Annotated in this window: 9 protein-coding genes; 7 read left to right on the top strand and 2 right to left on the bottom strand. The window is 72.9% G+C overall.

The features are described 5' to 3' along the window. Positions 1-138 precede the first annotated feature (138 nt). On the top strand, positions 139-3,132 hold the full coding sequence (locus AOK23_RS28660; protein ID WP_240496605.1) for a beta-N-acetylglucosaminidase domain-containing protein: 2,994 nt from the start codon (positions 139-141) through the stop codon (positions 3,130-3,132). A 6-nt stretch (positions 3,133-3,138) separates the two neighbouring features. On the opposite strand, the gene AOK23_RS28655 is transcribed toward AOK23_RS28660, so the two are convergent. Then, the gene (locus AOK23_RS28655) at positions 3,139-3,927 is read right to left on the bottom strand and encodes a sugar isomerase domain-containing protein (RefSeq protein ID WP_055715513.1); all 789 of its coding nucleotides are present in this window, start codon (positions 3,925-3,927) and stop codon (positions 3,139-3,141) included. 171 nt (positions 3,928-4,098) lie between these two features. Between AOK23_RS28655 and AOK23_RS28650 the strand changes: the two genes are divergently transcribed. The 6 genes from AOK23_RS28650 (at position 4,099) to AOK23_RS28625 (ending at position 13,720) form a co-directional block, all read left to right on the top strand. Beyond that, positions 4,099-4,983, top strand: coding sequence for a MurR/RpiR family transcriptional regulator (locus AOK23_RS28650; protein ID WP_055520393.1), 885 nt, complete (start codon positions 4,099-4,101; stop codon positions 4,981-4,983). 129 nt (positions 4,984-5,112) lie between these two features. After that, positions 5,113-9,453: a glycoside hydrolase family 38 N-terminal domain-containing protein gene (locus AOK23_RS28645; protein WP_055715512.1), complete on the top strand. Its 4,341-nt coding sequence runs from the start codon at positions 5,113-5,115 to the stop codon at positions 9,451-9,453. A 125-nt stretch (positions 9,454-9,578) separates the two neighbouring features. Then, the gene (locus tag AOK23_RS28640; RefSeq protein WP_079049759.1) at positions 9,579-10,247 is read left to right on the top strand and encodes a peptidylprolyl isomerase; all 669 of its coding nucleotides are present in this window, start codon (positions 9,579-9,581) and stop codon (positions 10,245-10,247) included. 169 nt (positions 10,248-10,416) lie between these two features. Continuing rightward, positions 10,417-11,790 carry an extracellular solute-binding protein gene (locus AOK23_RS28635; RefSeq protein ID WP_055715511.1) on the top strand — a complete coding sequence of 458 codons (1,374 nt, stop codon included), beginning with the start codon at positions 10,417-10,419 and terminating at the stop codon, positions 11,788-11,790. Positions 11,791-11,792: 2 nt separating this feature from the next. Beyond that, positions 11,793-12,812, top strand: a complete 1,020-nt coding sequence (locus tag AOK23_RS28630) for a carbohydrate ABC transporter permease (RefSeq protein WP_055715510.1) — start codon at positions 11,793-11,795, stop codon at positions 12,810-12,812. Then, complete coding sequence (locus AOK23_RS28625; RefSeq protein WP_055715509.1) at positions 12,809-13,720, top strand: carbohydrate ABC transporter permease; 912 nt, start codon at positions 12,809-12,811, stop codon at positions 13,718-13,720. The genes AOK23_RS28630 and AOK23_RS28625 overlap by 4 nt, the downstream gene beginning before the upstream one ends. Here the strand turns inward: AOK23_RS28625 and AOK23_RS28620 are convergent. Further along, a partial coding sequence (locus AOK23_RS28620) for a glycoside hydrolase family 3 N-terminal domain-containing protein (protein ID WP_240496604.1) occupies positions 13,710-15,968 on the bottom strand: 2,259 nt, incomplete at its 5' end. The two genes, AOK23_RS28625 and AOK23_RS28620, sit on opposite strands and share 11 nt — an antisense overlap.

Raw genomic sequence — 15,968 nt, 5'->3', positions numbered from 1 at the left:
ACATGTGTATAAGAACCAGGACCCCGCCGTCTGCGCTGGGCCCTGCTCCTGGCCCTCGGTCTGACGCTCCCCACTCTCCCCACACCCCCGTCGGCCGCCGCCTCACCCGCCTCACCCGCCGCTTCCACGACCTCGCGGGTGTGGCCCGCGCCCCGGCACATCGACACAAGTGGGCGCCAACTCACCGTCCCCCGCCGCGTCGTGGAGGTGGTCGGCCCGGGCACCGACCGCTCCGCCCGGCGGGTCGTCGAGGCCGCGCTGCGGGCCGCCGGGGCGGACCGGATCGTCACCGTGCCGTCCGGCGAGCACCCGCCCGCCGCCGCCCTCACCGTCTACGTCGGCGGCCCCCGGGAGAACCCCGCGACCAGGGGCGCGCTGCGACGGCTGGGCGTCAAGTCGCCGGCGGGGCTTCCCCCGGAGGGGTACGTCCTCGCCTCCGGACGGCGCTCCGGCCGCGCGCTGCTCGCTCTCTCCGGCACGGACACCAGCGGCACCTTCTACGCCGCCCAGACCCTGCGCCGGCTCCTGCGGGGCCGGCGGCTGCCCGAGGTCACGGTCCGCGACTGGCCCACGGCCCGGCTGCGCGGTGTCATCGAGGGCTTCTACGGCACCCCGTGGACGCACGCCGAGCGGCTGGACCACCTCGACTTCCTGGGCCGCACCAAGCAGAACGTGTACGTCTACTCCCCCAAGGACGACCCGTATCTGCGGGAGCGCTGGCGCGACGCGTACCCGGCGGCCGACCTGGGCCGACTGCGGGAACTCGTCGAGCGGGCCGCCGCCAACCATGTCCGGTTCACCTACGCCCTCTCCCCCGGCCTGTCGGTCTGCTACTCCTCCGACGGCGACATCGCGGCGCTGGTCCGCAAGTTCGCCTCGCTGTACGACATCGGTGTGCGCTCGTTCGCGATCCCGCTCGACGACATCAGCTACACCCGATGGAACTGCCCCGCGGACGAGGAGAAGTTCGGCAGCGGGGGCGGAGCCGCCGGGGCCGCGCAGTCCCGTCTGCTGAACGAGGTGTGGGCGAGGTTCTCGGCCGGCCGGGCCGGTCTGCGACCGCTCGAAATGGTGCCCACCGAGTACTCCGACCTCGCCGACACCCCGTACAAGAAGGCGCTCCGCGAGCGGCTGGACCCGGACGTCGTGGTCGAGTGGACCGGCGTCGGCGTGATCGCGCCGAAGATCACCACCGCGCAGCTGCGGCAGGCCCGCGAGGTGTACGGGCACCCGATCCTGATCTGGGACAACTACCCGGTCAACGACTACGTGACCAGCCGCCTTCTGCTCGGCCCCGCCACGGGCCGGGAGGCCGGCGTGGCCCGGGAGGCCGTCGGCGTCACCGCGAACCCGATGGTGCAGGCGGAGGCCAGCAGGCTCGCCCTGTTCACCTCGGCGGCCTATCTGTGGAACCCGGACGCCTATGATCCGCGCACCGCTTTCCTCGCGTCCGTACGGGATCTGGCGGGGCCGGGGACCGGGGCCGCGAGGTGGCTGCGGATCTTCGCCGAGAACAACCACTCCTCCGACCTGGACCCCACCGAGGCGCCGACGCTGACCGCGCTCGTCGCGGCCTTCCGCACGGCGTACGAGGAGGGCAGCGGCCTCGACCGGGCCACGGCGGCGCTGCGGGCCTACTTCGCCGACATGGCGGCCACCCCGGCCCAGTTGCGTGCCCGCCTCCCGCGTCCGGGTTTCCTGAGGGAGACGTCGCCCTGGCTGGACAAGCTGGGCTCCTACGGGACCGCCGGGCTGACCGCGGTGGACCTGCTGCTGGCCGGCAAGCGGGGCGACGCCGAGGCCGTGGCGACGTACTGGAGGAAGCTGCGCGGCGAGCGCAAGGCGCTGGACGCGGTCCCGCAGCAGGTCTCGCCGGGAGTGATGGACCAGTTCCTGTACACGGCGATGCTGGAGCACGCCCCCGACCCCGGTGTGGACCCGTCCTTCGCACCCGACTCGCTGTCCCTGCGGCCCGGCGCGAGCGCGACGGTGACCCTCAGGTTCTCCGACGAGGCCGCCCCCGAGGCGCGGTCCGTCGACTGGAGGCTCACCGTGCCCACCGGGGTCACCGCCTCCCCCGACAGCGGCACGGTCGCCGTCCCGGCGGGCGGCAGCGCCTCGGTGACCGTCACCTTCACGAGCGCGGCGGACGCCACGGAAGGGGTTCGTTCGGTGGTGGTGTCGGGAGGGCCGGGCGTGCTGACCAGGGCGATACCCGTCCAGGTGAGCGACGGCAAGGGGGCTCCTCGGGCGTTGACCGCCAACTTCAGTGGGGCGTCGGTCAGTTCGATCGACCTTTCGTCCGGCACGAGCACCGAGATCGGGGTCGGGGCCAACCCGGGCGAGGTGGTGGTGAGCGCCGACGGCCGTACCGCGTACGCGGCCGACCAGGGGTCGAACTCCGTCAGTGTGATCGACGTGGCGCGCGGCGAGGTCACCGCCACGGTCGCCGTGGGCCGGGTTCCGGCCGGGCTCACGCTCACACCGGACGGCGGCACGCTGTGGGTCGCCAACTACACGGACGGCACGGTCCAGCCGGTGGACACCGGCACGCTGCGCGCGGGCACGGCCCTCACCGTGGGGTCCGGGCCCGAGAACATGGCGATCACTCCGGACGGCCGGACGCTGTACGTGGCGAACATCCACGACAACACCGTCACACCGGTCGACCTCGGCACGAGGAAGGCGGGCGCGGGCATCCCCGTCGGGCCGCGCCCCTTCAACGTGGTGGCCGCACCGGACGGGAAGCGCGTGTACGTGTCCAACTCCGGTGGTTCGACGGTGACTCCGATCGACACGGCGACGAACGACACCGAGCCGACACTCCTGGTCTCCGGGCAGGCGTACGGGCTCGGCCTGTCCCCGGACGGGCGGACCCTGTGGGTGAGCCCCAGCACCGGTGACCACCTCACCCCCGTCGACACGGTGACCGGCGCCCCGGGGACGAGGACCACCGTGGGCAGGTCCGCCTTCGACGTCGGCCTCGACTGGGACGGCGCAACGGCGTACGTCACGACCGCCGACGGCAACGGACTCGTGCCGGTCGACACGGCGTCGGGCACCGCCGGGGCCCCACTGCGGACCGGCGCCTATCCGCTGGCGGTGGCGCTGACGCCCGTCCCCGTGCCGTAGGCCCGCTCAGCTCGCGGTGCGCCGGATCCGTCCGGCGTACCGCTTCTCCAGCTCCAGGTTGCCCTCGAAACCGCCGGGGACATTGGCGGAGACATAGACCGGGGGGCGCTCGCCCGACGCGAGGAGCAGGGACGTCGCCTCGGCCACCATCATCTGGACCAGCATCACCCCGGTCAGGGTCGACAGCGCGCACACGGCGCCGCCACCCGGCAGTTCGAGGAGCGCGTCACCGCGGGGGGCCGCGTTGTCGAGGACGACGTCGGCGAGGTCGGCGAGCTTCCTGCCGCTGGGGTGGACGGCCGGCACGGAACCGGTGTGGGCGAGCGAGGTGAGGGCGATGAGGCGGTGGCCACGTTCCTTGGCGTGCAGGGCCATCTCCACGATCACGTTGTTGACGCCGGAGTTGGAGACGACGACGAAGAGGTCCTGGGGGCGGGGGGCGGCGAGTTCGTAGAGCCGGACGGCGATGCCGGGCTCCCGTTCCAGGAGGGGGTCGTCGAGGCCGCTCGGATGGTCACCGCCGTAGAGGACGAGGTCGGCCATCTGGAGGCGGTTGGTGGGGACGAACCCTCCGGCGCGGCCCGCCAGTTCGAGGACGAGGGCCTGGGAGTGGCCGGTGCCGAAGGCCTGGACGACACCGTCCTCGCGGACGCACTCGGCGATCAGCGCGGCGGCGGCGCCGATCTCGGCGCTCGCGGACCCGGTGAGCCGGTGCAGGACGGCCAGTCCCTGCTGCGCGAAGCTGTCGGCGCTCACGGGCTCGGTCACGGACTCATCGGCGGACTCGACGGACACCTGACACTCCCCACTGGTGGATTGAACCACCCCATAACCTTGTCTCAGTGAATCACTGAATCACACGCCCCGCATCGCGGGCAATGGCGCAGCTGGGCCCCGGCCACGCACAGCCGGGCCGGTCCTGGTATTCAGTCACTCGCGCAATGGGTGGCTGATACCTTCTGTGGCATGCCCTCGACCGATGTCACCACCCTGATCCGCACCGAGCTGCCCCGGCTGGCCGGCTCCCTGCGGAAGGTCGGCGAGCTGATCCTGGAGGATCCGGCCGCCGTCACCCACTGCTCGGCCGCGGAGCTGGGCCGCCGCACCGGCACCTCCCAGGCCACCGTCACCCGGTTCTGCCGGGCCATCGGCCTGGACTCCTACCAGCACCTGCTGATCGAGCTGGCCCATGAGCGCGGCCGCGGTGAGTCCTCCGAGTGGGGCAGCGCCGAGATCGGGCCGGACATCTCCCCCGACGACAGCCTGGAGCGCGTCGTCCAGGTCGTCGGCAGCGCCGATCTGCGCGCCATCCAGCAGACCATCGACCGCATCGACCTGGACGCCGTCGAGCGGGCCGCGCAGGCCGTCGCCCGGGCCCGGCGCGTCGACGTCTACGGCGTCGGCGGCAGCGGAGCGGTCGCCCAGGAGACGGAGACCCGGCTGTTCCGCATCGGCTGCGCGGTGCGCGGCTGGACCGAGGTGCACGCGGCCACCACGTCGGCCGCGCTGCTCACCCCCGCGGACGTGGCGATCGGCATCTCCCACTCCGGCGCCACCCGCGAGACGATCGAGCCGTTCGAGCTGGCGAAGGAGCGCGGCGCCACCACGGTCGCACTGACCGCCGACCCGCGCTCGCCGCTGGCCCGCGCGGCCGACGTACGGCTGATCTCATCCTCCTCGGAGACCAGCTTCCGCACGGGCAGCATCGGCGCCCGCCACTCGGTGCTGATGCTCATCGACTGCCTCTACGTCCGGGTGGGCCAGCTTTCCTACCAGCGGGCGAGCGCCTCCCTCGCACTGACGGACCACATCGCGGGGGCGCACGCCGTGAAGTCGCGGCGGGGCCGCTGATCGCGAGCGGGGACACCGACGACACCGACCGGGAATGCATGGATGAATCAACCAAGGTGACGAGACATGGTTGATTGAACCACCCCACGCTGCCAGGATGGGGCTCCGCCGAGCACTCGTAGGAGCCCCATGCGCGTCATCTCTGTCGAGTCGACCGAGCTCTTCACCGGCACGGAGGACCAGCCGCTCCAAGTGGTCGCCGTGGAGCTCCGGCACGATCCGGGCCGGCCGGTCCGGCTGAGCGTGGAGGGGCCGGGGATCCGCAGCGTCGGCGAGACCCTCGTCACCGTCGGCGAGGACGGCACCGTACGCGCGGAGCTGTCCGTGGCCGCCGCCGGTGTCTCCCCCGGTGACCGCCGGCCGATCACCGTGGTCGCCGAGGACGCGGGCGCCGACCGGCTGGTACGGCACGCGGCGGAGTTCACGGCCGCCGAGCCCGGCTGGACCATGTTCATGGTCAGCCACTTCCACTACGACCCCGTCTGGTGGAACACCCAGGCCGCCTACACCGAGACCTGGGACGTCGCCGACGACCCGGCGGTCACGGGCCTGCCCGCCCGCACCTTCGACTCGCGCGGCCAGAGCGGCATGAGCCTGGTACGGGCCCACTGCGACCTGGCCCGGCGCGACCCGGCGTACACGTTCGTGCTCGCCGAGGTCGACTACCTCAAGCCCTACTGGGACGCCTTCCCCGAGGAGCGGGCCTTCCTGCGGCAGCTGATCCGCACCGGCCGCGTCGAGATCATGGGCGGCACCTACAACGAGCCCAACACCAACCTCACGGGCGCCGAGGCGACCGTCCGCAACGCGCTGTACGGCGACGGCTTCCAGCGGGGCGTCATGGGGGCGTCCCCGGAGACCGCCTGGCAGCTGGACGCGTTCGGGCACGACCCGCAGTTCCCGGGGCTGATGGCGGACGCGGGGGTCACGTCGAGTTCATGGGCGCGCGGCCCTTTCCACCAGTGGGGGCCGACCCTGTCGGTGTTCGGCGAGGAGCCCCGCGATCCCGGGCGGATGCAGTTCCCGGCGGAGTTCAGCTGGATCGCCCCCTCGGGACGCGGACTGCTGACCGCGTACATGGTGAACCACTACGGCGCCGGCTGGGCCATCGACAACGCGCCCACCCTGCCCGAGGCGGAAGCCGCCGCGCTGAAACTGTTCCGGGGGCTGAAGCGGGTCGCCCTCACCCGCAACGTCCTGCTGCCGGTCGGCGGCGACTACGCCCCTCCGTGCCGCTGGGTGATGGGCATCCACCGCGACTGGAACGCCCGTTACGTCTGGCCCCGCTTCATCAGCGGCGTCCCCCGCGACTTCTTCGCCGCCGTACGGGCCGAGCTGGAGCGGGAGGGGCGTACCGCGCCCCCGCAGACCCGTGACATGAACCCCGTCTACACCGGCAAGGACGTCTCCTACATCGACACCAAGCAAGCCCAGCGGTACGGGGAGACACTGCTCGCCGACGCCGAGGCCTGGGCGACCCTCGCCTCCCTCGTCACCGGCCGGCCCCACCCCGACGCGGCCCTCGACAAGGCGTGGCGGCAGCTGGTCTACGGCGCGCACCACGACGCGATCACCGGCTCGGAGTCGGACCAGGTGTACATCGACCTGCTCACCGGCTGGCGGGAGTTGTACGACCTGGCGGAGACCGTGCACGCCGACGCGACGCAGGCACTCGCCGACCGGGTCGTCCCCCTGCCGGCGGGCGGCACCGATCTGGTCGTCCTCAACTCCGCGACCTGGCGGCGCCGGGACGTCCTGACCGTCGCCGACCCGGGCCTGGTCCCCCTGGACCACACCGGCCTGCCGCTGCCGGCGGTCCGCGAGGACGGCGAACTGAAGGTCGTCGTACCGGATGTGCCCGGCATGGGCCTCAAGGCGCTGTCCCTCGCCGAGGGTTCGGTCCCGGGCTGGACCGCCGGGGAGGGGACGACGATCCGCAACGAGTTCTACGAGGTGACGGTCGACCCCGCGCGCGGCGGCGGAGTGAGCAGCCTGCGGGCGCTCACCGAGGGCGGCCGGGAGCTGCTGCGGCCCGGGGACATCGGCAACGAGCTGGTGGTGCAGGAGGAGTACCCGAGGCATCCGCGCTTCGGCGAGGGGCCCTGGCATCTCACCCCGACCGGCACGACCGTCGCCCGGAGTCGGGACGTGGTGGCTGACATCGATGTCGAGCACTCACCGGCGGGCTCCCGGATCACCGTCCGCGCCGACCTGGGACTCTTCCGCTGCACGCAGCGGCTCACGCTGTGGACGGGCGTGGACCGGCTGGACGTGACGACCACCCTCGACGGGTACGACGGCGCCGACCGGCTGATCCGGGTGCGCTGGCCGGCCGGCGTACGCGGCGGTCTGCCGGTGCACGAGGTCGCGGACGCGGTGATCGGGCGCGGCTTCGGGTTCGTGGAGGTGGACAGCGAGGAGTTCCCGTGGACACTCGACAACCCGGCCCACACCTGGTTCGGGCTCGGCTCCACGGCCCGGGTCGCCGTCCACGACGACACCGGGGCGCTGCTCGGCCACCGGTCGATCGGTGTGGCCGAGCTGGTCTTCGCCGACTGGGGTGCCGCCGGTGAGCTGGGTACCCCGCTCGCCGCCGCGCTGGTCCGCACGGGCGTCACGGCCACGTCGACGATCGCGGGCGGTCCCCGCTACGGCGATCTGGAGGTCGACTCCAATCTGCCCGACATCCGGGTCGCCGTCGGCGGACCGGACCGCAACAGCCTGGTCGCCGAGGCCCTCGGCTGGGATCCGGCAGCGGCCCGAGAACTGCGCCGCCAGCTGGCGCGGGACGGTCTGGCGTCGGTGTGGGTGGCACCGCGGGCCTCGCTGCGCGAGGAGTGGGTGCCCGGCGCGGACCTGCGGGACCTGGAGCGGCTGCCGCTGCTCGTGGTGGCGGGCGCCCGCCCCGAGGACGACGCGAAGGCGGTCGACGCGCTGATCGCCGACCTGGACGACGCGACCGTACGGGCCACCTCGGCCGGTGGCGGCGAGGCGCTGCCACCGGGCGACGCCTGGGACGGCCGGGGCTTCGCGATCCTCAACCGGGGCACACCCGGCTGCGTGGTCACCTCCTCCGGCGACCTCTACATGTCCCTCATGCGGTCCTGCACCGGCTGGCCCTCCGGCATCTGGGTCGACCCGCCCCGCCGTACCGCCCCCGACGGTTCCGGCTTCCAGTTGCAGCGCTGGTCCCACACCTTCGAGCACGCCGTCGTCGCGGGCGAGGGAGACTGGCGCGACCTGGGCTGGCCGCGGGCGGGGCACGCGTTCAACCACCCCCTCAGGGCACGGTTGCGCAAACCGGTCGGGGACCGGGCGCGGGGAGAGACGGACCGGGCCGAGCGGCCGGGGCTGCCGAGGGTCGCGGCCCTGCTGGCGCTGGAACCCGAGGGCCGGGTGCTCCTCGACGCGCTGAAGCCGGCCGGGTCTCCGCTGGCCCGGGGCGGTACGGCGCCCGCCGACCCGGCGCGCGGTGTGGCCGTACGGGCGCACGAGGTGGACGGGCGGCCGGTGCGGGCGCGGCTGACCGGTCCCTCGGCGTGGGGCGAGGGCCGTCGGGCGGATGTGCTGGAGCGGCCGGGCGAGGAGGTTCCTCCCCGCGCGGACGGCGCCCTCGAACTGGACCTGAGCGGCTTCGAGGTGGCCACGGTACTGGCGGTACCGGCCGCTGGAGGCCCGGCGGGAGACACGGACACCGAATCCGCCGATGGAGGGGCCGCGGAGAGGGCCGGTGTGGCCGCGTACGAGCCCGCGCAGCCCGTGCACACGCGCTACTGGCTGCACAACTCGGGCCCCGCGCCCCGGGGGAACATGCCGGTGGCCGTGTATCTGTCACCGGCCGCGCTGACCGCCGACGGGCCGGTCACCGCGACGGTCCGCGTCTCCTCCGAGCTGACCGACACGGCGGTGTCGGGGACGGTGGCGCTGGAGGTACCGCCCGGCTGGACCGCCGAGCCCGCCGAACTGCCGTACGCGCTGGGGCCGGGCGGCTTCACCCTCACCGAGGTCACCGTGACGCCGCCGCCGGACCCGGTGCCCGGCCGGTACGGGCTCGCGGCACGGCTGTCGTACGGCGGGCAGACGTTCGAGGACGTGATCGCCCTGGACGTGCCGGGGGACGCGGCGCCGGGCGAGCCGGACGGGCGGACCGGGCCGAGTCTCGTGATGGAGCTGGGCACCGACCATGTCGAGGTGCGCCGGGGCGAACGGGTGCGGGTGCCGGTGACCGTGCACAACACCACCCGGGCGCCGGTCGGCGGGGCCCTGTGGGCGGTGTCGTCCTGGGGGACGTGGGCCGGTGTCGGACCGGGCTGCCAGGGGTTCGCCCTGGAGGCCGGGGAGAGCGCCGAGTGCGTCATCGAGGTGGACGGGTCGGCGGTGCCGCCGGGCTCGTACTGGCTGATGGCGAAGGCGGGCTGGCACGGCTGCGTGGCCTATACGGAGGCGGTCGTCCTGGAGGTGACGCCATGACCGGGCGACCGGCCCCCGGCGGGCTCGCGGCCGACACGGGGCACACGACACCGGGCAGGGGGCACGCAGGGGACGCGGCGCACGCCGACCACGCGCCCGCCCACCACACGCCACACGCCGACCACGTGCCGCACGCCGGTCATATCGCGCCCAGCGACCACGTGCCGCACGCCGGGTACGCCGTGCTCGTCGGTGGTGAGCCCGTGCCCCGGGAGCGGGTGGACGCCGTGCTGGCGGCCGTGCCCGCGCGGGACCGGGAGGCGCTGCCGGAGGGGCGGGCGCGGGCGGAGCGGCAGCGGAGGCGGTGGGCTACGCAGGTCGTGGTCGCCGACGAACTGGCCCGGCGGGCCTGCGCCGCGCGCGGGCTCGCCCCGCCGCCCGAGGCGTCCCCGGCGCGGGTGCTCGCGGTGTCCGGGACGGAGGTCGCCGATCTGGGCAGCATCATCGCCGTGGCCCTCGCGCACTCCCCCGCCGCGCGCGCCCTGCTGGCGGCGCTGGAGGCCGAGTGGACGGTGCCCGAGGAGGTCGTGCGGGACTACTACGACCGCAACCCGGACCGTTTCCTCACCCGCGAGGCGCTGCGGCGCGGTGTCGACCCGTACGACGGGGCGGGACCGGGGGACTTCGTGCCGTACGAGGCCGTCCGGGACCAGGTGGCAGGGGAGTTGCGGCGGGCCGGGGGCCGGCAGGCCTTCTTCGACTGGCTGGACCGGGCCCGCGCCGGCGTCGCGTACGCCCCCGGGCACGAGCATCCCGGCGACCCCTCGCACCCCGACCACGAGCACCGGCACTGACGGCCGCCCCGGGCCCGCGTCCGGCGCGTCACGGGCCCGCGGAAACGCCACGGAACCGAAAAGCAACATGGCAAGGCATTGACCTCCGATGAATTCTGGTCCACCTTTTCATCAATCGGAGTCCAAGTTGGTGATTTGAACCAGCCGCTGACGGATCGCAGGAGGCACCATGCGCGCGAGAAGACTGACCGGAGCCGTGGCGGGCGTCATCGCCCTCACCCTGACCGCGGCCGGCTGCGGCCTGTCGGGCGGCGGCTCCGACGGCGGGAAAGCCACGGCCGGCGGCTGCGAGGTCGACGAGGGCAACGTCGGCTCCGGGAAGCTCACCGGGGACGTCAAGGGCACGATCACCTTCCAGACGACGAACCTGAAGAAGGACTTCGGCGACTACTTCAACGGAGTGATCAAGACGTTCGAGCAGGCCCACCCGGGCACCACCGTGAAGTGGGTCGACGACCCGGGCGACGCCACGTTCACCCAGCGCCTGGTCGCGGACGCGCAGGGCTGCACGCTGCCGGACGTGGTGAACATCAACGTCAACACGGCGATCGCGCTCACCAAGGCCGGCTATCTGCTGAACCTGGACAAGAAGGCGCCCGACGCCGGCGAGCCCTTCACCCCCGCGATGTGGAAGTCCAGCGTCTACGCGGACGCCTCCGGCGCCGAGGTGCACAGCGTCCTGCCCTGGTACTCCGGCGGCATCGTGCAGACCTTCAACACGGACCTGATGAAGAAGGCGGGCCTGGACCCGGCCAAACCTCCGACGAGCGTGCTGGGTCTGTTCGAGGACGCCGAGAAGATAGCCGAGGCGTCGGACGGCAAGTACTACGCCTTCCTCGCCAATCCGCAACTGCGCATCCCTGCCGACTGGCAGCAGATGGACATCAAGATCCTCTCCTCCGACGGCAAGAAGTTCACCTTCGCCGACGACCCGAAGACCGCGCAGTGGGTCGAGGCCATGACGAAGCTCTACAAGAGCGGCGGGATGCCGAGGGACTCCCTCTCCTCCACCCAGGACCCCGCCAACGTCTACGGCCAGGGCAAGCTCGTCTACGGACCCACGAACCCCAACTTCCTGCGCTTCATCCAGCAGAACAACCCGAGCGTCTACAAGAAGACCGGGGTCGCCCGCTTCATGCTGGACGCCCTGGGACACACCGTCGGCGCGCCGCAGTACATCGGTGTCGCCACCACCAGCAAGAACGCGGCGACCGCGCTGGCCTTCGCCCGGTTCCTGACCAACGCGAAGAACCAGCTGGAGTGGGCGAAGGACCCCAACGTGGTGATCTTCCCGTCCACCACGGCGTCGCTGAATGACCCGTTCTTCCAGTCGGTCAAGGGCGACGACCCCTTCGCCCAGGCCCGCAAGATCGTGGCCAGCGACCGCAGGACCGCCACCGCCGACGAGATCGCCCTCACCCCCGGTGAGCTGAACGCCATCTCGGCCCAGATCCAGCTGGCCATGCAGGGCAAGAAGAGCGCCCAGGACGCGCTCGACGAGGCCCAGAAGAAGGCCAACGCGCTGGTCGAGCAGGGCAGCTGAGCATGACCACCCTCTCTCCCCCCACGAAGGATCCGGGTGCCGCGGTGTCCTCCCGCGGCACCCGGGCCGGGGAACCGGGCGGCCCGCGCCGCCTGGTGCGGGCCCTCAAGCCCGGCCCCACCGCCGACGCGGGCGGCGCCGCGCTGTATCGGCGCTGGTGGCTGCCGTGGCTGTGGATGGCCCCGGCGATCATCGGCGTCACCGTCTTCGGCGTGTACCCGTTCCTGAACACGCTCCTGCTGTCGTTCACCGACGCCAAACCGCTCGGCGGCGCCGCCTCGTTCGTGGGCCTGGACAACTACGCGCGGATGCTCGGTGACGCCGACTTCTGGCTCGCCACCCGCAACAGCGTGCTGTACGCGGTGATCGTGGTCCCGCTGATGGTGCTGCTGCCGCTGATGCTGGCGGTGCTGGTGGAGAAGAACCTGCCGGGCATCGGCTTCTTCCGCTCCGCCTTCTACACACCCGTCCTCGCCTCCAGCGTGGTCGTCGGGCTCAGCTGGCAGTGGCTGCTCAGCGATCAGGGCCTGGTCAACACCTGGCTGCAGAAGGCCCACCTCATCCGGTCGGCGATCCCGTTCCTGTCCGACTCGTGGCTGATCCTGCTGTGCGCGATGGGGCTCACCCTGTGGAAGGGCCTCGGCTGGTACATGATCTTCTACCTGGCCGCGCTGGGGAACGTGCCCAGGGAACTGCACGAGGCCGCCGCCGTGGACGGCGCGGGCGCGGTCCGCCGCTTCTGGCACGTCACCGTGCCCGGTGTGCGCACCTCGATGCTGCTGGTCGGCACCCTCACCGGGATCGGCTCACTGCGGGTGTTCACCGAGATCTACATGCTCGGCGGCTCCACCGGCGGCCCCGGCGGCGCCGACCGCACCCTCCCGTTCTACATCCGGGACGTCGCCCTCGACCCCCTCACCGGCAACGCCGGTTACGGCTCGGCGGTCAGCGTCGCCCTCTTCGTGCTGACCCTGGGTCTCACGCTGCTCGCGCAGCGCCTGACGAAGGAGGACGCGGCATGACCACCGCCGTGAAGGAGCAGCGGACCGCGGCGGCCGTGGCCCCGGCCGGGAAGCGGCGCCTGATGCCGCGCTGGCGGGACTACGGGCGGCCGCGTGAACTGGTCGTCCGCTACCTGCTGTTGTTGTTCGTCCTCGGCATCACCGTCGGCCCGCTGCTGTGGCAGCTGCTGTCGTCGCTGAAGGGCGTCGGCGAGGACGTGTTCGGCTCGAACGCCTCGCTGTTCCCCCGCGATCCGACGCTGCGGGCCTACCGCGAGGTGTTCGACCAGGTCCCGGTGTGGACGTACATCCGCAACAGCGTGGCCGTGGCCCTGCTGTCGATCACCAGTCAGCTGGTGTTCTCCACGCTCGCCGGTTACATGCTCTCCAAGCCGAGCTGGAAGGGGCGGGGACTGGTCTGGGTGCTGCTGATGGCGTCCATGATGTTCCCCTTCGAGTCGATCATGGTGTCGCTGTTCCTCGGCATCCGGGACCTCGGCCTGGTCGACAACGTGGTGGGCGTCTGGCTGCCCGGCTTCGTCGCCGCCATCAACGTCCTCATCATGCGGGCCGCGTTCCTCGCCGTGCCACGCGAGATCGAGGACGCGGCGATGCTCGACGGGGCCGGCGAGTGGAAGCGGTTCCGGTATCTGTACCTGCCGTCGGCGTGGGGGGCGATCCTGGTCGTCACCATCAACACGTTCATCAGCGCCTGGGACGACTTCCTGTGGCCGCTGATCGTGCTGCGCACCGAGGACCACTTCACGCTGACGCTGGGCCTCGCCCGGCTCCAGTCGTCGTCGTTCGGCTACGACCAGCGGCTGGTGATGGCGGGCTCGGTGATCTCCGTGATCCCGGTGCTGGTGCTGTTCGTCATCACCCAGCGGTGGTTCTACAAGGGCGTGTCGTCGGGGGCCGTCAAACTCTGACGTCCAGCACGGCGGGTACGGCATCCAGCGCCTCCCGCGCCGAGCCCGCGACCCGGATCTCCACCGGGCCCGGCACCACCGTGGTCTCCAGATCGGCGCCGACCAGCGACAGTTGGTCGGCGCCGAGCCGCAGCGCGACCGTGCGGCACTCCCCCGGCGCCAGCTCCACGCCCTGGAACGCCCGCAGTTCGAGCGTGCGCGGCCAGACGGGGGTGCGCAGCCGCCGGACGTAGACCTGGACGACGGTACGGCCGGGCCGGGTGCCGGTGTTGGTGACGTCCACCTCGACGGTGTGCCCGGTCAACCGGGTGGGCCCGTAGGCGAAGGTCGTGTACGACAGCCCGTGCCCGAAGGAGAACAGCGGCCCGGCGTCGCCGTCGGCGTAGGAGCCGTACTCGGTGTCCTTGTGGTTGTAGTGCACGGGCAGCTGGGCCGCCGAGCGCGGGACCGACAGCGGGAGGCGCCCGGCGGGTTCGGTGAGCCCGAGGAGCACCTCGGCGACGGCCTCGCCGCCCCAGGGGCCCGGGTACCAGGCGGTGAGCAGCGCGTCCGCGCGATCCACGGCCTCGGGGACGGCGTGCGGGCGCCCTTGGGTCAGGACGACGACGGTCGGGGTTTTGGTGGCGGTGACGGCGTCGAGGAGCGCGTGCTGGGCCTCCCCCAGCCGCAGTCCGGCGAGGTCGACGCCCTCGCCGCAGGTCATCTCGGGGGCGATGGTGCGCGCCGCCCCGTTGGCGTCGAACTCCGTGTCGGGGGTGCGGGCGCTGCTGCCGCCCAGCACCAGCACGGCGAGGTCGCAGGCGGCGGCCGTCGCGACCGCCTCGGGCAGGCCGGTGCGGTCGTCGCCGGTGACGGCGCAGCCGCGGGCGTGGCGGACGTCCGTGCCGGGCGGGGCGAGGTGGCGCAGCGCGTCGAGGACGGTCGTGCCGGTGCCGGGGCGCTGCGGGGCGGTGTAGTCGCCGAGGAGGTGGGCGGTGGTCGCGGCGTGCGGGCCCAGCACGGCGACACGGCGCACGGAGGGGCCGATCGGGAGGACGCCGGCCGGGTTGTGGAGGAGGGTGACGCAGGCGCGGGCCAGCGCGGTGCTGAGGGCGCGCCCGGTGTGCTCGGGGACCGGCACGGGCCGTGTGGACGGCTGGTCGAAGAGGCCGAGCCGGAACTTCAGGCGCAGTACGCGGGCCACGGCTGCGTCCAGAGTCGCCTCGCTGACCAGGCCGCGTTCGACGGCCTCGGCGAGATGGGTGAAGCCCTCGTCCCAGAGGCTGAGGTCGATCCCTGCGTGGAGCGCGAGTGCTCCGGCGCAGACCTTGTCGCCGGTGATGCGGGCGAGCCGGTCGACGGCGAGCCCGTCGGCCATGACCAACCCGTCGAAGCCCCAGCGGTCGCGGAGCAGCCCGGTGAGGAGAGCGCGGTTGCCGGAGCAGGGCAGCCCGTCGACCTCGTTGTACGCGGCCATGACGGCGGCGGCCCCGGCGCGGATCCCGGCGCGGGCGGCGGGGAGGTGGATCTCGTGGAGTTCGCGGGGGCCGAGTTCGGACTCGGCGGAGTTCCGGCCGCCGACGGTGGCGCCCTGGCCGGCGAAGTGCTTGAGGACGACGGGGGCCTTGTCGGCGGCGAAGAGGTCGCCCTCGCCCTGCATGCCGCGGACGAGTGCCTCTGTCAGCCGGGCGGCGAGGTGGGGGTCCTCCCCGAAGCACTCCTCGGTGCGGCCCCAGCGCGGGTCCCGGGCGATGTCCAGGGCGGAGACGAGGGCGACATGGCCGCCGCGGGCGCGCAGTTCGGCGGCGGCGTGGGCGGCGGCCCGCTCGTACAGGGCGGGGTCCCAGGTGGCGCCGACGGCGAGGTTGACGGGGAGGACGGTGCCGTCGAGGGCCATGTGGCCGTGCGGGACCTCCTCGACGAACAGGGCCGGTATGCCGAGCCGGCTGCGTCCGACGACGTGCCGCTGCACGAGGTCGGCCAGGGCGGCGCTGTCCTCGGCGCCCGGTCCTTCGCCGTGGTCGACGCCGGACCAGGCGTCGGCGAAGGACCGGGCGCCGAGCCCCTCGAAGCGCTCGGTCTCGGCGTACAGGGCCTCGGTGAGTTCGAAGCCGCCGTCACGGGTGCGGCGGTAGGCGTCCCAGCCGTACATCCGCTGGTTGAGCTGGCCGACCTTCTCCCGCAGGGTCATCCGGGCGAGGAGGTCACCGACCCGGCTGGCGAGGGGGACGGCCGGGTCCCGATACGGGGCCGAGGCGGCGGGCGGGAC

Origin of the sequence: Streptomyces torulosus, from assembly GCF_001419765.1 — a bacterium.
GTDB lineage: Bacteria > Actinomycetota > Actinomycetes > Streptomycetales > Streptomycetaceae > Streptomyces > Streptomyces torulosus.
Note: the sequence above shows the minus strand (reverse complement) of the source record. Positions and strands in the feature narration are given on the sequence as shown.